Annotated in this window: 19 protein-coding genes; 6 read left to right on the forward strand and 13 right to left on the reverse strand. The window is 45.6% G+C overall.

Going from position 1 to position 23016, the window contains the following annotated elements:
* Nucleotides 1–69 precede the first annotated feature (69 nt).
* From MUY27_RS04915 to MUY27_RS04925, 3 genes are read left to right on the forward strand one after another with little or no spacing between them, the layout of a single operon-like run.
* Entirely contained in the window at nt 70–1299 is a 1230-nt protein-coding gene (locus MUY27_RS04915; protein WP_245128872.1) for an MFS transporter, read from the forward strand.
* 24 nt (nt 1300–1323) lie between these two features.
* On the forward strand, nt 1324–2436 hold the full coding sequence (locus MUY27_RS04920) for a metallophosphoesterase family protein (protein WP_245128873.1): 1113 nt from the start codon (nt 1324–1326) through the stop codon (nt 2434–2436).
* Between the two features lie 15 nt (nt 2437–2451).
* On the forward strand, nt 2452–3702 hold the full coding sequence (locus tag MUY27_RS04925) for an arsenic transporter (RefSeq protein WP_245128874.1): 1251 nt from the start codon (nt 2452–2454) through the stop codon (nt 3700–3702).
* A gap of 92 nt (nt 3703–3794) precedes the next feature.
* Here the strand turns inward: MUY27_RS04925 and MUY27_RS04930 are convergent, their stop codons facing one another.
* From MUY27_RS04930 to MUY27_RS04945, 4 genes are all read right to left on the reverse strand, one after another.
* Nucleotides 3795–5498: a tetratricopeptide repeat protein gene (locus MUY27_RS04930; protein WP_245128875.1), complete on the reverse strand. Its 1704-nt coding sequence runs from the start codon at nt 5496–5498 to the stop codon at nt 3795–3797.
* A gap of 145 nt (nt 5499–5643) precedes the next feature.
* Complete coding sequence (locus tag MUY27_RS04935; protein WP_245128876.1) at nt 5644–5955, reverse strand: hypothetical protein; 312 nt, start codon at nt 5953–5955, stop codon at nt 5644–5646.
* Nucleotides 5956–6150: 195 nt separating this feature from the next.
* Nucleotides 6151–6672: an isopentenyl-diphosphate Delta-isomerase gene (idi, locus tag MUY27_RS04940; RefSeq protein ID WP_245128877.1), complete on the reverse strand. Its 522-nt coding sequence runs from the start codon at nt 6670–6672 to the stop codon at nt 6151–6153.
* A gap of 15 nt (nt 6673–6687) precedes the next feature.
* Entirely contained in the window at nt 6688–7515 is an 828-nt protein-coding gene (locus MUY27_RS04945) for a phytoene/squalene synthase family protein (RefSeq protein WP_245128878.1), read from the reverse strand.
* Nucleotides 7516–7772: 257 nt separating this feature from the next.
* On the opposite strand from MUY27_RS04945, the gene MUY27_RS04950 reads away from it, so the two are divergent.
* Complete coding sequence (locus tag MUY27_RS04950; RefSeq protein WP_245128879.1) at nt 7773–8648, forward strand: MerR family transcriptional regulator; 876 nt, start codon at nt 7773–7775, stop codon at nt 8646–8648.
* Here MUY27_RS04950 and MUY27_RS04955 read toward each other — a convergent pair.
* The 8 genes from MUY27_RS04955 to MUY27_RS04990 all read right to left on the reverse strand — a co-directional run bounded on the left by MUY27_RS04955 (nt 8625) and on the right by MUY27_RS04990 (nt 20132).
* Nucleotides 8625–9770 (reverse strand): metallophosphoesterase family protein, encoded by a 1146-nt coding sequence (locus tag MUY27_RS04955; RefSeq protein WP_245128880.1) that lies wholly within the window; start codon nt 9768–9770, stop codon nt 8625–8627. The two genes, MUY27_RS04950 and MUY27_RS04955, sit on opposite strands and share 24 nt — an antisense overlap.
* A gap of 360 nt (nt 9771–10130) precedes the next feature.
* Nucleotides 10131–10859, reverse strand: coding sequence for an esterase family protein (locus tag MUY27_RS04960; RefSeq protein ID WP_245128881.1), 729 nt, complete (start codon nt 10857–10859; stop codon nt 10131–10133).
* Nucleotides 10860–10919: 60 nt separating this feature from the next.
* Entirely contained in the window at nt 10920–11513 is a 594-nt protein-coding gene (locus tag MUY27_RS04965) for a GDSL-type esterase/lipase family protein (RefSeq protein WP_245128882.1), read from the reverse strand.
* A gap of 81 nt (nt 11514–11594) precedes the next feature.
* On the reverse strand, nt 11595–12932 hold the full coding sequence (locus MUY27_RS04970; protein ID WP_245128883.1) for a histidine-type phosphatase: 1338 nt from the start codon (nt 12930–12932) through the stop codon (nt 11595–11597).
* Nucleotides 12933–12944: 12 nt separating this feature from the next.
* Nucleotides 12945–14333, reverse strand: a complete 1389-nt coding sequence (locus tag MUY27_RS04975) for a hypothetical protein (RefSeq protein ID WP_245128884.1) — start codon at nt 14331–14333, stop codon at nt 12945–12947.
* A gap of 11 nt (nt 14334–14344) precedes the next feature.
* Nucleotides 14345–17137 (reverse strand): TonB-dependent receptor, encoded by a 2793-nt coding sequence (locus MUY27_RS04980; protein ID WP_245128885.1) that lies wholly within the window; start codon nt 17135–17137, stop codon nt 14345–14347.
* A 154-nt stretch (nt 17138–17291) separates the two neighbouring features.
* The gene (locus tag MUY27_RS04985) at nt 17292–18149 is read right to left on the reverse strand and encodes a fumarylacetoacetate hydrolase family protein (protein WP_245128886.1); all 858 of its coding nucleotides are present in this window, start codon (nt 18147–18149) and stop codon (nt 17292–17294) included.
* 120 nt (nt 18150–18269) lie between these two features.
* Entirely contained in the window at nt 18270–20132 is a 1863-nt protein-coding gene (locus tag MUY27_RS04990; RefSeq protein ID WP_245128887.1) for a PAS domain-containing sensor histidine kinase, read from the reverse strand.
* 149 nt (nt 20133–20281) lie between these two features.
* Here MUY27_RS04990 and MUY27_RS04995 point away from each other — a divergent pair, with 149 nt between their 5' ends.
* Both MUY27_RS04995 and MUY27_RS05000 read left to right on the forward strand, forming a co-directional pair.
* Nucleotides 20282–20425 carry a hypothetical protein gene (locus MUY27_RS04995; RefSeq protein WP_245128888.1) on the forward strand — a complete coding sequence of 48 codons (144 nt, stop codon included), beginning with the start codon at nt 20282–20284 and terminating at the stop codon, nt 20423–20425.
* Between the two features lie 90 nt (nt 20426–20515).
* Nucleotides 20516–20635, forward strand: coding sequence for a 30S ribosomal protein THX (locus MUY27_RS05000; RefSeq protein WP_245128889.1), 120 nt, complete (start codon nt 20516–20518; stop codon nt 20633–20635).
* 23 nt (nt 20636–20658) lie between these two features.
* Here the strand turns inward: MUY27_RS05000 and MUY27_RS05005 are convergent, their stop codons facing one another.
* Nucleotides 20659–22956 (reverse strand): PAS domain-containing protein, encoded by a 2298-nt coding sequence (locus MUY27_RS05005; protein ID WP_245128890.1) that lies wholly within the window; start codon nt 22954–22956, stop codon nt 20659–20661.
* Nucleotides 22957–23016: the final 60 nt, after the last annotated feature.

Consider the following 23016-nt stretch of genomic DNA (forward strand, 5'->3'; position numbering starts at 1 on the left):
GATTTTTAATAAATATATTCCCTGTAGGTGTATAAACAATAATCATATTGATGATGTTCAACACTGTAGATGAGCCAAAATATAATAGCCGATACAGATAAAAAGGTCATCTGGCCTTTGCAATCCCTTAACTTCTTTATGGCCGACCTTCAGGCGGGGGTTGGGCCCTTTCTAGGTCTCTTTCTTTTAGCACACGGGTGGAAAAGCGGCCTCATTGGCTCCGTCATGACTATTGGTGGTGTTGCCGGAATGATCATGACCATACCCGCAGGGGCACTCATAGACGCTACTAAAAGAAAACGTTTCTTTGTGGTTATCTCCGCCATATTTACCATACTAGCCTCGTGCATTATCTTGCTGACACAAGAGTTCTGGCTGGTCAGTATTTCGCAGGTCGCCACAGCAATAGCAGGGTCAGTCATTGGCCCGGCAATTATCGGCATCACTTTGGGTATTGTAAAACAAGAGGGCTTTAACAGGCAGAACGGGCATAACCAGGCCTATAACCATGCAGGAAACGTGGTTGGCTCGGCGCTTTCGGGGTATTTAGGTTATAAATTTGGCATGCACGCTATTTTCTTGCTTGCTGCCGTATTTGGCGTTCTATCAATTATTTCAGTCCTGATGATTCCAGCATCGGCCATAGATGATAAAGCTGCTCGGGGAATGAAACAAAACAGCACCGATGATAAGGCAAGCGGTTTTAAAGTACTTTTCCAATGTAAATCTTTAGTGGTGCTGGCGGCTGCGCTGGCTTTCTTTCACCTGGGGAACGGCGCTATGCTACCACTTTACGGGTTAGCGGCCGCCTCTAAAAGTCATGATAATGCATCTATGTTCGTAGCGATGACCATCATCATCGCACAACTGGTCATGATCGGCACCTCATTACTGGCCATGCGCATGGCAGATAAAAGCGGTTACTGGCTGGTACTGCTCATCTCGTTCATATCATTACCCGTAAGGGGTTTTATTGCGGCTTATATGCATAGCAAGTCGGGTATCTATCCTGTGCAAATATTAGACGGCATTGGAGCAGGCCTGCAAAGTGTAGCTGTGCCAGGTTTGGTGGCACACATCCTGAACGGGACAGGCAGGGTAAACATTGGGCAGGGAGCCGTTATGACGGTGCAGGGGCTTGGCGCAGCATTAAGTCCTGCAATAGGCGGTTGGATAGCGCAGGGAATGGGTTACAGCACGGCATTTTTGATACTCGGCAGTTTCGCCATAGGCTCTATCCTGTTGTGGTCTATCTATTACCGAACCATCCACAAGGATTGCGAAAAAACATCCGGTTAATCTTCATTCATTAATTTCCGATACATGTCTTCTTTACCCCTTATTTTTGCCCATATCGGCGATTTGCATATCACCAGGGCTCAAGAGCAAAATTACATTGATCTGCTTTCGATCATTTCCCAGATAGAAACAGAATTGGGCGACCAGCTGGATTTTGTTGTCCTTCCGGGCGATAATGCCGATAACGGCAAACCAGAACAATACCGCTTAGTGGCCACTGCTTTAAAGATGTTAAGCGTACCGGTGTACATCTTATCCGGCGACCATGACATGGAACAGGGCAGCCTTGATAATTTATATGCGATGCCGTTTGCCCGGCAAATGCCATTCTCTAAATTACATAAAGGCAACAGGTGCATTTTTATTGATGTTTGCGGCCCGGGAAGCGGCGGGCCTGATTTCCGGATCGGTGAGCAACAATTACAATGGCTGCATAGTGAATTAGCGCAAGAGACCAATGCCGGCGAAACCATATTGCTGTTTATGCATACGTTTCCTGCTGATTTAAAAGACGCTGCGGAAAAACAATTATTAAATGAACTGCTGGCCAGGTATAACGTAACGCTCGTAGATATGGGGCATACACATTATAACGAAATCACCAATAATGGGCAAACTATATTTACCGCAACCCGCTCTACCGGGCAAATAGAGGAAGGCCCGGTGGGCTACACGGTCATATCTACATACAACGGCGTAGTAAGCTGGCGGTTCAAGCATTTAGCCGACCCTTTCCCGTTGGTAATGATCAACTCGCCGGTTGACTATCGCCTGGCAAACAATAGTGCGCAGAAGGTTGGCGACGAGCTTGAGGTTTGTGCCACAATATTAGGTTCCAGACCACTTAAAAGCGTGGAGTGCCGCACCGACATAGCAAATTGGGTAACTATGACGGAATTCAATAAACGTTTTTGGAAAACTACATTACAAACACCTGAAAACTTAACCGGCTTAACCGTAAAAGCAACCGATGTAACCGGCAGGCCGGGGCAGTGGACGATACAACCGTTGACTGAAATTTATACTTTCCCCATACGCATAAAAGATGGCAGTGATGCTGACACTATTGGAGCATGGCCCGAAAACGGTATTTTCGGCACGCAATTAGGCCCCAACAGTAATGGTAAGCCATCCTGATTATTTTAATATTTTATGGATCATATACTTATCTGGATTATCTCTTTCCTTGCTATTGCAGGGGTTATCGTCCGTCCGTTTAAAGTTACCGAAGCTGTTTACGCCATATCAGGCGCTGTTTTGTTGTTGATACTTCAGTTGATCAGGCCGTCGGAAGCGCTGGCAGGTGTAGGCAAAGGCTTGGATGTTTACCTGTTTTTAACCGGCATGATGCTGCTTGCTGAAACCGCCCGTGAAGAAAAACTATTTGACTGGCTGGCCGCCCGTGCCACGCTTATTGCCAGGGGCTCTTCGGGCAGGCTCTTCCTGCTCATTTACCTGGTGGGTGTGGTTGTCACTACGTTTTTATCTAACGATGCTACCGCAGTGGTACTTACACCGGCAGTCGCCGCAGCTGTTAAATCGGCCAGGGTAGAAAAGCCCCTGCCCTATTTACTTATTTGCGCGTTTATTGCCAATGCCGCGTCCTTTGTACTGCCCATCTCAAATCCCGCCAACCTGGTGATCTACGGCAGCCATATGCCACCATTGGCGCATTGGCTGGGCACTTATGCTATTCCCTCTGTAGCTGCTATCGTTGTTACTTATTTTGTTTTGCGTTTTACCCAACGGAATTGCTTCAGCGAAACCATACAAACCGACATTGATTTACCTGAACTAACCAAAGGCGGCAAAACAGCGCTGATTGGTATCGGCGCTACAGCCATCGTCTTGTTGATCTTATCTTCAATGAATGCAGACCTTGGCTTGCCTACCGCCATTACCGGCATTATCACTACAGCTATTGTTTTAATTACCGCTAAAAAAAGCCCCGCTATTGTTGTAAAAGGAGTGTCGTGGGCGGTGCTGCCCCTGGTGGCCGGCTTGTTTGTTATTGTTGAAGCATTAAACAAAACGGGGATGATCCAACATTTAACAGCCCTGCTCAATCATACCATTTCTGCGTCTTTAACTGAAGCGGTTTGGCTTAGCGGCACCATTACAGCCGTGGCCTGTAACCTGCTGAATAACTTACCGGCAGGACTTATTGCCGGAAACGTTTTGCAAAGCGGGCACACACCCGAAATGGTTAAAAGCGCCGTACTGATCGGTGTAGACCTTGGGCCGAACCTTTCAGTCACCGGGTCGCTTGCTACTATTTTATGGTTAGTAGCGCTGCGCCGCGAAGGACAGGAAGTAGGCGGCTGGGCATTCTTGAAAATTGGTTGCTTAGTAATGACGCTTGCCCTCGTAGCAGCCCTGGCGTCGTTATGGTTATCATTATAGCAAAGACGCTTTGGGTTATAATAACTTTTTGGATAAAAAAGGGGCTGCCCCAAAACCCGGTGACAGCCCCATTAAACTATTACAATAGGCGTTTATTTTTTTGATTCTTTTGCCGTTTTATCTGCAAAGTATGCTTTTGCCTGTCTGTTATCTGGCGCTGTTGCCAATGCTTTCTGATAATTATCTTCTGCCTTCGCATCGTCTTTGGCGATATATTGATAATAAGAACCAAGGTAGGCGTGCGCTTCTGCCAGGTTCTTTTTTGTTCTCTCATCATCAGATGGCGCAGCCTCTTTCAACTGTAAATATTCTTCATAATAAGGTTTGGCATAACCTTTAATATTTTTCCGGTCCGTCTCTTTCAGATCATTCAGACGGGCGCGATACAGAAAAACATCGGCAACCGGCCGGGAGGTTGTTTTTTGCTGTACATAACTGAATGCAGAATCTGCTTTGGCCAACAGGGCAGTGTCCGCTGCCACAGTCGACTTTTTATTAAGAAAATTAAAATACTGGTCGCTGTAACCATAATAATAGCTCATGCCAGCCCTGAAATAATCGTTCAGCTTGGGGTGTTTAGCATGTGCGATGTATTTTTCATAAGCGTCGCCGGCGGCTGTATATTTTTGTTTTGTATACAGCATTCCGCCTATTTCGGCATAAACGTCGGCCATGGTGGTGTCCAGCTCTGCTGCTTTAAGCATGTTGGTAATGCCTAAAGAATCTTGCCCGGTTTTCACCTGCAAACGACCGAGATAAAGGTAATCGCGCGGAATGATCCGTTTGGGTGCCGCCTCTTTCATAAATTTACCCAGTGCTTCTAATCCTGCCGGATAATTGTTGTTTTCATAAGCGGCATAACCCAGGTAACGGTAGATCCGCAGGTTCGTTTTATCAGACTTCGCCAGTTGATTGGCCACCTGCTCTAAGGTTTTGTAATCTCCTGCTTCGATCAGAAAATCAGCGTATCTCATTTCGGATTCCGGCGAGCGGTCTGTCAAGTCCAGGTATTTCTTATAATACTCGGCACCTTCCTTCACTTTTACAGATGCCATTTTAGGATCTGTTTGTGCCCAGCGTAAGTCTGTTTCAGCCAGTTCACGATACGCAGGGCCGTAATTCGGGTCAGCAGCCGTAGCCTTTTTTAATTCGTCCTCGGCCCCGTCAAAATTATTTGCCTGTTTCCATAGCGCGCCTATCGCCACTTCAATCGCTGGCGATTTTGGATCGATGGTTTGTGCGTTTGCATAATTAGCGTAAGCTTTACTATTATCTAACTTGGCATGATAAGCATCACCCAAAGCGATGAAATATTGCGGGTCTTTCGCCCCCGCCTTCGCGGCCTTTTCTAATGTAGCGATCGCAAGGTCGGCCTTCGGATCTGGTTTCATCAGGTATACCTTAGACATGTAGATATACGGTAGGTCGCTTTTTCCGGCAAATTCGGCGGCCTGGTCAAAATTCTGCATCAGTGCAGAAGCATTATTATCCAGTTTGCCTATCGCTCCTAAACCTACATAGTTAAGCGACGACTTGGGGTTCACGGCTATACCTTTGGTAAACACGGTCTTTGCCGAATCGGGATAGTCCTGCAATAAATAAACCCAGCCCAAATAAAAGTAGTTCTCATCTTTAGAGGCTTCTGTTGTGGTTAGTGTTTTTAGCCAGACTTTGGCTTTCTGATACTGCTCGGCATCAATTGCCTTTTGAACATCACTTAATTTTTGTGCAGAACCTGAAGTTGCTGCCAGGATAGCGCTTGCCGCTAAAGTGGTAGTAATTAACTTATTCTTCATAGTAATTAAATAAAAGGGAGAAAATATAATGGTTACGGATAGTACGGCTGTAAAAAAACACCCCGCGCTTTAACATTAAAGCGACGCAGTTATGCCATCACCTTGGACTAAAACGGGTGGTATATCAATAGAATCTGTAAGAATTTCAGATCCGGAGAATGCAGAGTTTTACGCAGGACTTTTTACCCGCAATGAGATCGTTATAGGATAAGCTGCACGGCTTAACGCCAGAAAACAGGATCAGCGAAAGGATAGACAGACAGGTAAACAGCAAACCGCAAAATTTAGCCGGAGGGACGTGACTTACTGTCAACCGTTCCTCAAACGACTTTTCGATATGACGCGAGAAGCTGACGTGATTGGCTTCAATAGCTGTTTTAGTTACTGAAAAATGGGAGGACTTTGCGCCCGGATGTTGATCCTGCGCGTAAGGATACTGGTATTGTGTCGTTTTCACGAGCGTGAAAAAGAATACAACAAGTAGTATAAGATATTTAAATCCTTTTTCCTTCCTCACTGTCTTTTTGCTTAATCACAATAATAACGAACAGAAATATTAGAATCAAGAAAAAGTATATTTTAAGAAGCTGGCGTTAAATGATCGGCGACATTTACGACGTTTCGAAAGCGAACGGATGCTCCCGTATGCCCTTTAAATCAACCCGATTAAAGGCAATTGTTGCAAAACCATCTTAAACCAGTGGGTATATAACTGGGGGCGGCGTTCCATGTCTGCTTCGAGCGCTTCCAAGCTGATATATTTCCAATCGGCCACCTCATCGGGATTAATTACGGGTGGTTGATTAAAACGTCCGACAAAAACGTGATCGAACTCGTGCTCGGTAAGCCCATTATCAAAGTCGATACGATAGGTGAAGGCATAAACTTCCTTTAATTCTGCAGAAACGCCCATTTCTTCGTTTAAACGCCTTTGAGCAGCGCTAATGGTCGCCTCTCCGGGGCGCGGATGGCTGCAGCAGGTATTTGACCACAAGCCTGGCGAGTGATATTTACCAAGGGCGCGCTGCTGGATCAGCATTTCACCCTCATCATTCAATAAAAAAACAGAAAAAGCACGATGAAGCAGCCCCTTACGGTGTGCTTCTATCTTTTCCATCGTGCCAAGGGGATTATCGTTGGTATCTACAAGTATTACTTGTTCGGCCTCAATCATTAGTCAAATGTAGTTTTATATCCCGGGCGATACCATTAATTGTAACATAATTCCAATCTTATGCCCGTTGGCTACACGTATCCGTTCCGTCATGATGCGTTGCGGCGGCAAGCGTTTTATTTTATTAAATAGCACTAGGTAATAAGCATAAGCCAAATAAACGCCTTTACGGGCTGCCTTCGGAAGTTGCTTTATACCTATCAGTGCATCTGCAAAATCGGCCTCGATCTCGCTTTCAATCTTCATTTTATCTTCCAGACAAAAGTTTGCCAGGTTTACATGCGGAAAATATATCCGGCCCAGATCTTCCGTATCGGCCTTTATATCCCGAAGGAAGTTTACTTTCTGGAAAGCAGCGCCCAGCTTCATGGCTGAATAAGTGAGCGACTTATACAAACGCTCGTCATTCTGGCAAAATACCCGGAGACACATTAATCCAACTACCTCTGCCGACCCGAGGATATAACGCTCATACATCTGCAAAGTGTAGTAGTTATTATGCAGGTCCATCTCCATGCTATCCAGAAAGGTATCAATCAGCTCGCGCTCGATGTTGTACTTATTCACCGTAGCCTGGAAGCTGTTGAGGATAGGGTTTAAACTGATGCCTTTGTCTAAAGCCTCATAAGTTTGCTTTCTGAAATCTGCCAGCAGTTCTGCCTTGGGATAATTGTGAAATGAATCTACGATCTCATCTGCAAACCGCACAAAACCATAAATAGCATAAATAGGTTCGTGAAGGCTACGGTTTAAAAACCGGATGCCCAATGAAAAAGAAGTACTGTAAGCCCTTGTTGTGAGTTTGCTGCAACGCGCACTTACTTTATCAAATAAATCTTTCATATGTGTTTATATCCGGTTGTTTACCTGCCGGTATTAATTTAGTTTAGTTGAACACGCTTTCCGCAAGGAATTAATGTTGTACAATTTTAATACTTACAACAATGCTAACCTATAACTTTGTTTAATATTTTTGTAAAAAAGTTAAACAAAAAAATTTCGTGCGGAAAATTTTTAGGAAAACAGGCTATCTTTTAAATATCAGTCTTTTAAAGTAAACAATATACCGTTTTTTTGTTCATATCATAATCAAACAATTCATGAATACCGGCGGAACATATTCTATCAAAGATCTGGAAAAACTGTCCGGTATTAAGGCGCACACCATCAGGATATGGGAGAAAAGGTATGGCATTATCGCGCCTCAACGCACGCAGACTAATATCAGGCATTATACGAACGAAGACCTGCGCGAGATTTTAAATATCAGTTTGCTCAACAAAAACGGATATAAGATTTCGGCTATCGCGGCAATGCCTTCCGTTGAACGCGCCAGGCATCTGTCTGAATTAAGCCGATCTGCAGATGATGCACATCAAAGCTTTGAAGAAAATCTGCTTTTGAGCCTGATAGAAATGGATGAAGCCAAGTTTAACCGGGCGCTCTATGAACTCGATAAACATTTTGGATTTGAGAAGGCCTTTGAAAAAGTAATTTTCCCGTTCTTCGAAAAGATCGGTGTAATGTGGCAAACCGGCACGATCAGCCCCGTGCAGGAACACTTCTTTTCGAACCTGATCCGTGAAAAACTAATTATCGCCACTGCTGCGCTTAAACAAACAGCACCGGACAAAGCCACTACCGCTATACTGCTGCTCCCCGAGGGTGAGCTACACGAGATAGGTTTATTGTTCTACAATTATGCGCTTCGTTCGCGCGGCTACAAAACTATCTATCTTGGTCAGTCGGTTCCATTAGATAACCAGCAACGCATTCCGCCGCTTACCGAGGCCGATCTTATCGTAACAGGGATTACCAGCACCCTGCACCGCAACAGTTTTGAGGAGACAAAGCATAAGCTAAACAAACTATTTCCGGGTGCGAAGATCTATTATACCGGGCCTATCCCAGAACAGGCAAAAACCGATGGTAGTATCTTAACCGTAAAAGATTTAAGAGCCTTGCTCGACGTGTAACCCAGCATTAACTTCTACCACAAACCTATCCACCAACTCCAGGTCAGCTTTGCCCTGCGCTTCATTAATCAGGGTGAAATATTCGCCAATAACATGTACGCCTGATGCTTGCTTTTCGAGGGTTACTCTCAGAAACCCATGCTGATCTGTACAATAATTTTCAAGCGATATATCTTTAAAAAGCGCGCTTTCAGCAGTATAACGATCGTCATCTAATGCGGCAATGGCATGAAGCTGGTCATAACCGCCTGCCCCGGCAACGATAAACGGCACCACTTTTCCATCCGGATAATGTTTGTGCATCCGTTGATAATCATGCACATGCCCGCTAAAAACAGCATCCGGGAGAACATTTGCCTGGTTGCACGCCCGGTCTAAAAACCGGATGACAGGTTCGCTTGAGCCATGGTTGATATCTGCCGAGTAAGGCGCGTGATGCACACAAACCAGCAGTGCCTTTTCTGGATGATGTTGCTTAGCCCACTTTAGTTCCTGTACAAACCAGGCCAGCTGATCATCTTTCAGCACGCCAAATTTAGGCACATTGCTATGCAGGCCGATGATGTTCGCCAAAGGCGTTTCAAGCGTCCAATATACATTGGGTTGAACATTGCTCAACCGTTTAGCACCGCCGCTGAAAGGGACTGGTTGCGCGTTCGGCGAGCAGAAAACCTGCACGAAAGCATTCAGGCTATGATAAGGAACCGGATTATCCGGGTTGACGTCACTGTCGTGATTACCGGCGATGGCAAAGACGGGCGCAGGGTAAACTTCATAAGGCTCAAAAAACTGCACCGGGTAACATTCGGCTTCGCCAAAATTGTATACTACATCGCCCAGGTGGAACAAAAACTTTGGCTGATCTGCCGGTTGCTCTGCCCCGCTGATCTGGTTAGCCATTGCAGATGCCACCAGCCTTTGAAACTCGGGCCTTACCAGGCTGCCGGTATCCCCCGCCATGTGGAACACCAGTTTATCTGCTGCAACATCAGCAATGATATTTTCTAACTGAAGGTGATAGGGAAATCGCCCGGTTGGATTAGGAAGGGGTTGGAATTTATTCGTATCGTCGGGCTGGTCTTTTTTAAAAACCGGGGTAGTATGCTTTTTAATGTCCGTCATTGCACCGGCAAAAGTACAAAAGCGTCTGTTAACGGGGCATTAATGTTTACATGAAGTCTTTGAGCTACTTTGTCAATCGCAACAAAGTAGCCAAAGTGCTTTGCCGACAATATGCTTTTTAACCGCACATGCTTCCGCTCAGGCAAGGCAGAACCTCACGCTGGTTGCCTGTTGCCGCCACTATCGTTCGCGCTTGCCCCACGCTTCAGGCAACATTCAAAATGCGTTTTGCCTTAGCTTTACCCCGCTGTTCTGCCTTGCTTATGCCAAAAGCCGGTTGTCGGCAGTAAGAACAACGATAAATTAGCTTACAGTAAAAGCCGAGTAATACAAAAGAGCAAATGAAAACAGCATACATTTTTACAAATATAGCTGCACCATCTGTCGCCAGTACCTGGCGCGGTGCGCATCCCCGTCCCAAACGTAAAGCTGATGAACAATATTCTTCCTATGCAGTAAATCGCTAAGATTGCGGTTGCTGGCAATAAATGGATCGGTCTCTCCTACTACCAGTGTAATATCCATTTTCCGGATTTGTGAAAGGATGCGTTCGTCGGTGAGGTTGGCGATAAATTCTTCGGGCATGTTATAGTAAACATCCTCGTTTTTAAAACCATCAAAAAGGTCTTTGAAATCTGTAAAAGCCGTTGTCAGGTCGTAACGACCGCTCATGCCAACCACCTTTTTAAACAGACCGGGGTGTTTTAAGGCGATGTTCACCGCATGGTAAGCGCCCATGCTACAGCCGGCCACTTCTATAAAGTCGCCTTTATTTTCTTTTTTAATCAGCGGCAGTACTTCGTTCAGGATATATTTCTCGTATTGCAGGTGCCTCTTTATCCTTTCTATAGGTGTAATCTGTTGATTATAAAAACTTTCGGCATCAATACTATCCACACAAAATAACTGCAGCTCACCCGCTTCCAGTTTGCCTTTTACCGCTTCAACAATCCGCCAATTCTCATAGTCGTAAAACCGTGCCATACGTGTAGGAAAAAACAGCACTGCCCGCCCGGCATGGCCAAATACCAGCAGCTCCATATTGCGCCGCAGTTCTGTACTGAACCATTTATGGTATACTCTGTTCATCACCGGTATTGTACAGGAAATATCTGTAGCTGATATTACCTGAGAATTAAGCCTAATTTACTATTTGTAATTGATAGCCGCGCTCACCACGTCTTTCCATAGTTTATAGCCCTGGTCGCTCAGGTGCAGGCCATCCGGGCTGTAAAACCTGGCTTGCGGCTTACCTGCCTCGTCCAGCATCTTTGGAAATACATTTATAAACTGCCAGTTATTATCATTCTTAATAATCTCGTTATTGATCAGGTTATTGGTGTACTTGAACTGATCGGCCATGTGCCACCGGCTCAGGCTGGGTTTCAATGAAACATAATAACACGGGATACCACCAAAGCGTTTTTCCACCTTCGCCATCAGTTCCAGGAAAAATATAAAAACCTCTTCCGGGTGCCGTCCGTCGCCCAGATCATTATCACCGGCGTAGATCACCAACTGATGCGGATTATACGGGTACATGATCCGGTCGAAAAACCAAACGCATGCCGCCAGGGTAGACCCGCCGAACCCCAAATTCGAAGGCTTAATATTCTTAAAATCCTGGGAAAGCGTTTTCCATAAACGGATGGTGGAGCTGCCATAGAAAAGCGCTTCCGGCTGATAACCTAATTTAAGCCGCTCGCTTTCCAGACGCCGCACTTCGTCTTCGTACCAATACATAGATCAATTAAAATAGATAAAAAAAGCTGTTACCAAAGGTAACAGCAATATGTTTTCAACAACGGTTAAACTGTCGAAAAGTTATTTCAGTTCTTTCAAGTACTGTAGCATGTCACTGTCCATACCCAAGCCCAAATGCTGCAACTTAGCCAGGTAAAAGCTGCGTACCAACTTCCAATCATAATAGCCCGCTTTAACCGGCTTTAATCCGCTGATGCTTACTTCTTTTTCGTTCAACAGGAATTTCACCAGATGGCTGCCCTTGCCGTTGCTGTAAATAACCCATTGAATGTTGCTGCTCAGCGGAATCACCTGGCCTGCCTGCCAGTTCTGCTCAAAATCCTGCCCTTTAGGCGTAGCCTTGTTCGCTGTACTCATTTCTAATAAGGCAGCGAAGGGCGCTATGGTTTCGGCATGGGCAAAACGCAGGCGGGCGGTGTATTCGGGTTTGGCAAGCCAGGCATCTGTAGATTTTATAAAATCTGCAAGCAGAGGCGCTGCAATACGTACCTGCAAGCCATTGTTATCTACGCCGGGCCCTTTCAGGTAGTAATCTTCCGCAGCATCTATTTTGCCCAGCACCTGTATCTCTTTACAGGTGAAAAAACTTTCGAAGTTTAAATCGCCCGGCTTAAACCCGGCTTCGGTTATTTCCTGTTTCAGGGAAGGTACAATACTTGCAAAACCAAACACATCACTCACCAGTTTTGCAACAGTTGCCGTCTTTAAAACCGAAATATCTTTAAGCCATTTTGCTGCAATTTGCTCCTCTATCTTCTCAACCTGCAATTGCTGCTTTAGCCGTACAAGTTCCCCATTAGAAGGGGCGCTTTCTTCGAAACTGGTATAGGCGGGGGAAAGATCATAAAAACGCAAATGGAGATCGTCCGGGTATTCTTCTACCGTTGCGCTATCTTTCAGATTCTTCTTCATACCGGCAAGGAAAGCGTCAGCAGATTGTTTGGTGCGAACTTCTTTAGTGATAGCTACACTTAATTTAACAGGGCCCTTAAACACGGCTTGATAGTTCTGATACATTCTATCACCCAAACCATTCAGTTCTGCAACACCTTCGGCAGAGATAGATTTCACATGCTTATGTTCTACCTTATCCAGCTTTTTAACCATTGCCCATAAGCGGGTGCCCTCAGTTGTCAGCTGCCCCGCGCTATCTGCATTATTTAAAAATCCATAGCTAAAAGAGGTGCTTACTTCTTTAGTTAGATGCCTTGCCCCATGCCTGCCCACGTGATTAATAAAAACAGCTTTATAACCGGCAGGTGCAGCGGATGCCTTTGCTGAAGGGGCTTTATAAAGGGTTTTGGTGCCCAGGTACGCCACATTACAATTCTGGGCAGTGGCGTTAAACGCCAAACTGCCCAGAATAAAAATCAAAAACGTTAAATATTTTTTATCCATTCGCTCGTACTATCAGTGCTGGTTACCGGTACCATCGGTTTGGTAAGCGCCAAGGTCTTTACCAGGCTGGGTGATGGTTGCGCCATAGTTACCGGTTGAAGTTACTGAATTAACCGGACTAAAATCGTTACGGCCTTTTCCTATAGCAGGCGATCCGGTCTGCAGACGGAAGTTTGAAGTGCCTACCATTACAGCTGCAGGTGTTTGTTTGGCAGCTGTGATCGGGCCGGGGTTAGCGGCATAGTCATATTGCGTCATGTTATAGCCGTAGAACTTCGGATCATTATCACCCGGGGTAGATGATTTAATATCATTCGCCTTAAAGGTAGCCACGCCGTCAGCCGCTGTAAACTGGCTCACAATGCCCGAGGTTGAACCATAATACAATTGGTTATTGTACGCAATGTTGGTCAGGTCGGCATCGCTGGTTAAACGTAATCCGAAACGACAGTTCAGGATCAGGTTGTTATAGATCTGTCCGCGTGCTGCTTTCTCATAGTTAATTGAGCCACCACGGCCGGTTTTTGTCTGCCTGAAACCGCAATTGATGATGGTATTGTTATACATGGCCACGTTGGTTTGCGTACCAGAACTACCCGCGTCAGAGGCTTTCAAGGCGTTGGTTGCTGCACCGATTAACAGGTTATAGCCGATATTGCCAACGGTACCGCTCTTCATGTTAAAGAACTCGCCACCCGCCTGTCCGCAAAACTCGAAGGTATTGCGCATCACGTTGATCTTACCACCGGTAACGCGGACAGCATCATCCTTACTACCGAAAATCCACGAATCTTCCAGGATAAAGTTCTTTTTGATGTTGTTAAAAATGACCAGGTAGCGCGGGTCGCCCTGCGCATAAACCGCTGCATCATTCGGGCCGGCCGGGCCACCTGCAAACTCCAGGTGTGTCCATTTGATAATCACGTCGCCGCCAGCAGGGTTAGGGTTACTTGCCGTAGCCGGGCCTGGATAACAAACGATACCGCCCCAGTAACCGGTAAACACATTGGTATAAGTACCCTGGGTAGCTTCGGCATGAACAGCATCGCTATTCTTAATGGTAATGTAATTAGGATTTTCCTTTGTACCCAGGCTGATGAATGTACCATGCATTACAATCTCAGGGCTGGTTTGCCAAGTTTTACCGTCGCCAATGGCAATTAGTTTAGAGCCTGGTTGCATTAACAGGGTATCACCGTCATTTACGGTAACATCCTCTTTAAAATAATAGGTTTTACCGCTCAAAAGGGTACCCTTTACAGTTCCTTTCAGGGTATCTGAGCTGATGATATTTCCGGCCTGAACTACCTGTTTTGAAATTTCGGTAAGCTCTGCCTTATGACAGGCGCTCAGCGCCGATGCGCAGGCTGCCAGTATGATGAACGTTCTGAATATTTTCATGATGCTGAGTTTTACAGTTTATATCTTAATCCGGCGATGAGGTACTGACGATAGCTGTCTCTTCTTACGAAGGTATTTTCGCCCACTACTTGTTTTTCAACCACTACCCCGGTTGAAGGGTAAGGGCGGCGTATTTCCAGTTCGAAAGGTGTATTGAGCAAGTTTGTTGCTTTTACATAGCCATACAGACCTTTAACGATTCTCTTTTCTGCAGATACGTCCAGCGTTACGAAGCCTTTCTGCCAAACATCATTATCAAGGAATGGCGATACGGTATTGATGCGTGGGCCGGTGTACACTAACGAAACCTGCGCGTCTACACCTGGTTTAGGCGCTTTATACAGGAACGAAAGGTTACCAATGTGTTTAGACTGGCCTTGCAGCGGGCGGGTCTGGTCTACCGAACGGTTCGTGAGCAAGCCGTTGGCATCGCGGTAATTTTGCACTTTACTGGTGGTGATCTTCGAATCGGTATAGGTGTAGTTGGCACGGAAACCAAAGTTTTTGAAGTACTTGGTCACGTCAAACTCGAAGCCGTAGTTATTGGCATTACCAAAGTTGAACGGCTGGAATGCGAGATCAGACTGGCCGGTAAGCTTAATCAACGCATACTCTACGGGGTTTTTAATGCTCTTATAGAATACACCTACCAACAGTTGATCGAGGCCTTTAGGGAAGAACTCGTAACGAAGGTCGAAGTTCTCTGCGCTGGTACGTTTCAGGAACGGGTTACCACGTTCTGCATAATCTGCATCCGGATCGCCTGTAGTATGCGGTATCAACTCGTAAAAGTTTGGACGGCTGATCGCTGAATAGTATGACGCACGCAGATACTGGTTAGTCGCAAGGGTGTATTTCAGGCTGACGCTTGGTAAAATGTCGTAATATTTGATCGATCCGGTTTTACCTTCTACGTTAACCGGCGCGCTGCTTACCCAGGATTGATCTGTATGTTCGTAACGTACACCACCTATGGCGAACAAACGCCCTGCAGTAAACTTAAACTGTCCGTATCCTGAGGCAATCTTTTCAGAGAAATCATAATTCAGCGGATCTGACGGGGTACCCTGCACGCTAAATACTTCAAAAGTATTGTTATCGATATTGCCGGTAAATGGCTGCGAGGTATTGTTGGCAGCCGGGCGGATGGCATACTGGTCGTAATCGCTATGGCGATCTTTGTCACGGTACATACCACCTGCGCTTAATTCAACCGGGGTATCAAACAGTTTTGGAGAGAAGATCAGGTTCAGGAACCCACTTTTGTCTTCATCGGTATTTTTTGCAAATGTGCGGTTCTGCGCATTGTTCACATCAAACAAAGTAGGTGCCTGCACTACCGAACCATCTCCCTGCCTGTTACGACCGGTGGTTAAGTTCAGTTCGGCGCGGTCTGGTTCGTTAGCAGTGGCTTTTGAATAAACGGCCGACCAGTTCATGGCGAACAGATCAGAAACGCGGTGATCGCCGTGAAGGTTAAAGTTGTACACCTTCTGTATCATGCGGTCGCTGCGGTACTGCTGCGTAACACGGCCGGTACCAATGCCGGTGCGGCCCAGGTCTAAGCTGGTATCCGAACGGAAACGGAACGTATTCTGATTCAGGTTGATGAAATCTGCATCAAGTGTCAGCTTATGGGCTGGGTTAATACGGTAATCGAATTTAGAGATCAGGCCGATACGTTGCTGTTGAATATCATAAACGCGGCTTTGAATATCCGTAACCTGCGGCTCGCTGGTTACCTGGCTTACACTGGTAGAAAAGAAGGTACTGTTTGTACGGCGATAGGTGTTCTGATAACTGAAGCCTACCAACGCGCCTAATTTTTTATCGGCAGTACGTCCGCCAACAGTTACACCGCCAATGGTTGCCAGCGGCGCGTTCACTTTACTGTAATGGAACGGGCTGTTAGGAAAATTGGCCATAGTAGCCGTATAGTTGTTGCCGTTAGCTACCCGTGGGGAAACATTAGCCACACCAGAGCGGCTGAACTTCGAGAAATCCTCATTGAACAGATTCGCTGCGTAACCTGTACCGATGTTAGCGCGAACGGTAAAATCTTCCGGCGCATCTTTCAGTACCAGGTTAATACCACCACCGATAGCATCGCCTTCCATTGATGGGATCAGTGATTTTGAAACCTCCAGTCGGTCTACAATATCGGCCGGGAAGATATCCAGCGGTACATAACGGTTTTTGTTATCCGGGCTTGGTATTTTAACGCCGTTCACCAGGGTATACTGGTAACGTTGCGGCATACCGCGGATAATAGCGTATTGTGCCTCACCGTTGTTGCTGCGTTCTACAGAAACACCAGAAACACGCTGGGTTACGTTAGCGATGGTAATATCAGGCGAAACCTCAATAGTACGTGCCGAAACGGCGTTGATCAGTTGCGGCGCACGCTGTTCAGCTGTTTTTGCAGACTGTTCAGACTCGCGGCTGGAACGCGACTTTACACTTACCTCATTCAGGTCATTCGCTTTGGCGTTTAAGCTTAGCTTTAAGTTAACCGTAGCATAATCATTTACGGTAAAATGTTCTTCTGCCTTATGGTAAGAAATGTAACGAACCTCTATTTCGTACTTGCCGGCCGCTACGTTCTTAAAGATAAAACTGCCGTCGAGGCCAACGCTTAGCGATATTTTTCTGTGTGTGTTCTCATTCTCAAGGGTTACAGTAGCACCGGTAAGTGGTTCGCCGGTCTTTTTGTCTGTAACCAGTCCTTTAACTGTACCACCTGCGAGCGCCTGGGTAACATTGAATAAAAAGACAAGAATCAAAAAGGGGAAAAGTTTCTTCATTTAGAGCGTGTTGAAATTCGCTCCAAAGAAACATCCGGTATTTAAGCTAATCTTAATGCAAGTATTAAGATTATATTAAAGCACGCTTAACATAACAAAGCATTGCCTAATTTCTTAATACTTGCATTTTAATTTATTAGCAGTTTCTTAACAATTAAAGCTTTTCGTAAGCAACAATATCCTGCCGCTGCTCGCCAAGGTTGTCGGCTCCAAGCTCCACCACGTCGCCATGCTTCAGGTAAATAGGTGGGTTAAAACCGAGCCCTACCCCTGCAGGAGTTCCGGTAGAGATCACATCGCCGGGCAGCAAGGTCATAAACTGGCTGATGTAAGAAACCAGGTATGGCACTTTAAAGATCAGGTTGGCGGTAGTACCGTTCTGCATGGTTTTGCCATTTACTTTAAGCCATAGCTTCAGGTTATTTACATCGCCGATCTCATCCGGGGTAATCAACCATGGGCCGATAGGTGCAAAAGTATCGCAGCCTTTTCCTTTATCCCATGTCCCGTTACGCTCTAACTGGAATTCACGCTCAGATACATCATGGATCAAAACATACCCCGCAATATAAGCTTCAGCTTCGGCCTCATCTACATAAGTAGCCTTTTTGCCAATCACCACACCAAGCTCTACTTCCCAATCTGTTTTGGTAGAATTTTTAGGGGTTACTACAATATCGTTAGGGCCGGTTAGCGATGTAGTGCTTTTCATGAAAAGAATAGGCTCTGAAGGCATTGGCGCATTCGTTTCTTTCGCGTGGTCGGCATAGTTTAACCCCACACAAAGAATTTTCGACGGGCGCGCGATCGGGCTTCCCAAACGTTCATCATTACTTACAGTAGGCAGCTTACCTGCATTCTCATCAACGTACTGTTTTAGTTTCTCCAGACCGCCGTTGGTAAAAAAGCGTTCGTCAAAATCTGCAACGAATGAAGACACATCATAACGAATATCATCAATAATTACGCCCGGTTTTTCGGCACCTGCCTGCCCGTATCTTATCAATTTCATATATTGTAGTTAATTGTAAAATTTACATTTAAAGTAAGCGGCGCAAAACGCCACTGTTTGCGGGCATAAATATGTGATTAATTTCTGTAGCGGGGTAATTTTTCGGGAAGGAAATCCGTATCAGCTGAAACGATAGTTATCTTCCGTTTGCTGATTTTTTAACTTTTCGATAATGGGAAGGGTGATAATAAACGTAGTGCCTTTACCCAGGCGACTTTTAACATTTATTTCGCCCTGAAGCGCTTCTACATGTCCTTTCACCAGGAATAAACCGAGCCCTTTGCCTTCTACTGCAGACGAGAATCGTTTATAAGGCTTAAAAATATCGTCCTGGTATTTCTTCAGATCGATACCCAGGCCGTTGTCGCTTACACTGATGGTGATGAATTCTTCTGACCGCATCAGGTCTATCCTGATCACCGGCGTATTGCGCGACCGGTACTTGATGGCGTTACCAATCAGGTTAAAAAAGATACTATACAAATAGGCTTTGTGCGAAAATACGATACAAGGGCTTTCCGGGCTGATGATCTGCGTTCCGGACAGGGTGATCACCTCTTTCAGATCTGCTTTGACGTCTTCAATCAGATCTACTATATCCAGGCTGCAAAGGGTTAACTCCCTTGAACCATCGGTAACGGAAAGTATAGCGCTCAGATCGCGGATAATGGTGTCCAGGCGGCCGACCGCATGCTTAATTTCCGAGGTACACATTTGCACAATGCCAGGGTTAGCCTGATCGATCTCCAGCACGTTAGCCAGGCCCATGATGTTAGCCACCGGCGACCGCAGGTTGTGAGAAACTACATAGCCAAACTGCTGCAGTTCTTTATTGCGTTTAAACAGGTCATGCGCAAACTGCTGCAGCTCTGCCTCTGCCTTTTTACGTTCGGTAATATCGGTATGTATAGATATCCGTTTTTCAAGTCTACCGTTTCTATCCATCACCGGCGTAATTTCTACCAGGTTCCAGTAAGCAGAACCGTCTTTACGCCGGCATAAAATTTCTTTGGTATAGTTTGCACCCGACGCCAGTTTCTGATCCAGGCTTTTCAACTGTTCGTTTGTTGCGCCGGTCCGCAAAACTTCGCTCATCCGCTTACCCAAAGTTTCTGCCAATGTATAACCGTTGAGCTGGCAAAAACTATTGTTTACCCATTCTATCAGCCCGTTCTTGTCAGAGATCACCACACCGTTAGTGGTCTTATCAGCGACGATAGAAAGCTTCCGCAGGTTCTCCTGCATCTTTACACGATCCTCTATATCCTTAATCACCGCATAAACCTCTATTAGTTCCCCGTTATGCACAACAGGAATAATGGTAAGGTTAACATGCAGCGCCCTGCCCCTGGCGTTGAAAACTTCCACATCAAATGTTTCAGCTTCGCCGTAACGGCTGGCCTTACAATATTTTTTTAGTACCAGGCGGCGGTATTTGGGGAGAAAAAAACTGGGGAGCGACCGCTCTGTAATATCAATCAACCGGTAACCCAGATCTTCGGTAAGCTTTGGGTTAATCATATCCACCTCACCGGCCAACGTTAGATGAACTACGCCAAAAGGATGCTTGGCAAAAAAATCAGAGTAAGATGTGGTGATTTTTTTCCGGTTTTTCTCTGCTTCAATCTGGTTGGTTACATCCCTGCAGATCAGCAGAAAGCCATTTACCGAAGGCACCTGAAGCATATTGGTAACCGTGGGCTCCAGCCAGCGCCAACCGCCGCTCCGCATCCTGAACCGGAAAGGTTTTAATGCCGCTGTTACGCCAGGTAATGCCTTTGCCAGTTGCCCGGCAAACGTGGCGTCATCATCCGGAGAAATAAAGTCATGGATCAGCCTGGCCGTTAATTCGCTGCTACCATATCCAAAAGATGCGATCACCCCATCGCTAAAATGCCTGAACCGGCCGTCTTTATCTAAAACGGAATGGGTATGAAGCAACACTTCACCCACAGCAGCGCAAAGATTACTTTCGGGGTTCATTTGGGCAACCAATAATTTTGTGCTTATACGAAGCTATATTTCAAAAGGTTATATCACAAAATGTCGGATGTAAATTTTTTAGTGATACTGTTTTATTATTAACTTAGTACTGCTAGCCTTTGTATTAATTCATTTTATTTGAAACGCAAATGACCATTTCCAAAAAAACAAAAAGACCGCTGGTAAAGGAATTTGAGGCGATAGATATCATGCCTTATGGCTACTCGCTATTACTTGTTGGCGGAAGCATTTACCTGCTTCACCAGTTTATTCACCTGATACCGGGGTATTAAGCCCGGCTGAAGAACTTTTTTTAAACTTTAATTAACCTTAGTCTGTTCAGCTAACAACTACTTTTTAAACGACTGTAAATTGTTAAAACTATGGGAAAAGGAGATAGAAAAAGCCGTAAAGGAAAAATTGTAAAGGGTTCTTTTGGTAAGAAACGCCCGCACAAAGTGAAACCGAAAACAGAAACTTTGAAAACCGAAAAAGAAGCTTAGCCATATATTAATATATGGCTTTTTTATGCAACAGGCTTATTTAACGGCAGCGAGAAATAAAAAACAGAGCCTTCGCCTTCTTCTGAATTTACCCAGATACGCCCGCCTTCGCGCCTGATAATTTCTGAACTGATATACAACCCCAGCCCCAGCCCCGGAAAGGTATGCTGTTTGCTGCCGCTTACACGGTAAAACTGTTCAAATACATGGTCTTTTTTATCTGCGCTGATGCCGATGCCAAAATCCTGCACGCTTAATTCAAGATCATTATCATTAGTGTGGGTAGCCACAATAATACGGTCAGCATCTGGCGAGTATTTGATCGCGTTGGTCAGCAAGTTAATGACTACCTGGCTGATACGGTCGCGATCGCCGTAAATCTGTCCGTTAAAACGATACTCCTTAACCAGTTGGTGCTTGAGCGTAGTACGTTGCAGATCGTCGATCACTTCGTCCAGCATTTCATTAAAATCAAAAAAAGCATCGTTAAACTGCATTTTGCCGGTATGGATCTTGGTTACGTCCAGTAGGTCTGCAATCAACGTTGTTAGGCGGTTCACCTGGATACCCATTTTGGTCACCATGGATGCCTTTTGTTCGTCGCCGGCATTCCGCAACATCATTTCCAATACTTGCGCATAAGCTTTGATACTGGTAACAGGCGTTTTTAATTCATGGCTGGCAATAGCCAGAAAATTATCTTTCTGTTTCTGAAGCTCTACATGGTCATTAATGTTCATGGTTGCACCAAACCATTTCACGGGTTTTCCATCTTCGTCCAGTAATGGCTTACCGCGTTCCAGGTGCCAATTATATTCGCTGTCGTGTTTCCGCAAGCGATACTCTATCTGGTAGCTCTCGCCAGAAAGCATGGAGTTTTTCCAGGCCTGCTGCACCCTATCAAAATCATCGGGGTGAACAACCTCTTGCCAGGTGCTGGCATAAGCCGCCTCCATTGGCAACCCGGTATAGTATGCCCACCCTTTGTTTACATAATCTATACTGCCATTGGTATTTGCAGACCAGATAATCTGCGGAATAAATTCGGTTATGATCTCGAATTTACTGATCTCTTGTTGCAACGCTGAATTAATTTCATCCAGCCGGCACTCATACTCCACCTGCTCTGTAATGTCCATTGTAGAGCCAAGCATCCGTACCGGTTGGCCCTGCGCATCAAAAAACACTTTCCCTAAAGTTTTAATCCAATGCTGTTCACCGTCTGTCCAGTTCACGCGGGCTTCGTAATTAAAACGGCCTGTTTTTAAGGCATCGTCAAAAGCCCGTTCCACTTTAACGCGGTCTTCGTCATGCATATTCTTGCGCACATCGGTATGCACCAGCGTAAGTCCATCGGGATAACCCAACAACCGGTTCAGCCTTTCATTATGCACCAGTTCGCCGGTGATCAGGTTAAGGTCAAAAATACCCTGATTTGCCGCTTCTACTGCCAACCGTAAGCGCTGTTCCGCATCACGAAGAGTTTTCCGGGCTTCCAATGTATGGCTAACATCATTTGCCATTACCATTATGCCCGTCACTTCGTTTTTTAAGTCGGTAAGCGGCGAATAATATAAATCGAAATAAGAGGTCTGCAATGTACCATCGCGTTCCAGGTCAACCGGGTATTCGGTAAGGGTAAAAGACTGGCAGGTTTCCATCACACGATCATACATGTCCTGCATATCGCTTTGCCGAAGCTCTGGCAGCAGATCAAATATCGAAATACCGATCACCTGTTCAGGCCTGCCTTTATTCCATATTGCACAGGCAGCCTCATTAGCATATTGGATAACATAATTGTTCCTGCTCAGGAATGCCATGCCCACAGGCGCTTTCATCAGCAGGCTGTTTATCCGTTGCTGATGCTCTTCCAGACTCATGTTAGCCTTTTCGGCCAACTGCCTTAAACGCACCTCTTCGGTAACGTTTTTGGTGGTATTGATGATATAAGCTACGTTTCCGTCTTCATCCAGAACGGGTTCATTCGCATTAGACCAGTAAAAGGTTTCAAGTTCGCCGGTCTGCGGGTCGCGTATCTCATACTGGTAAACAGGTATATCCACCCGTTTTTTGGTTTGGATCACTTCCATCCAGGTATCCATCGCACGCTGCCTGCCGCTTGGGTCATGCTCGTTATCGGGAAAAACTTCAAAAAGGGGTTTATGTAAAATTTCTTCACGAACCGTCCCGGAAATAGCTAAAAATTGATTACTGACCGCCAGTATAGTAAAATAAGGCGGATCTGCCTTTAAAATAAGCGATTGCGGCGAGTTCTCGAAGTAACTTTGAAATTTCGGACTGGAATATAACTGATCCATTATTGGCGCTTCAGACACAAAACTTCAGCAAAGCTAAAATATCAATTTCCAATTAATAAT

Origin of the sequence: Mucilaginibacter straminoryzae, from assembly GCF_022953055.1 — a bacterium.
GTDB classification, from domain to species: Bacteria; Bacteroidota; Bacteroidia; order Sphingobacteriales; family Sphingobacteriaceae; genus Mucilaginibacter; species Mucilaginibacter straminoryzae.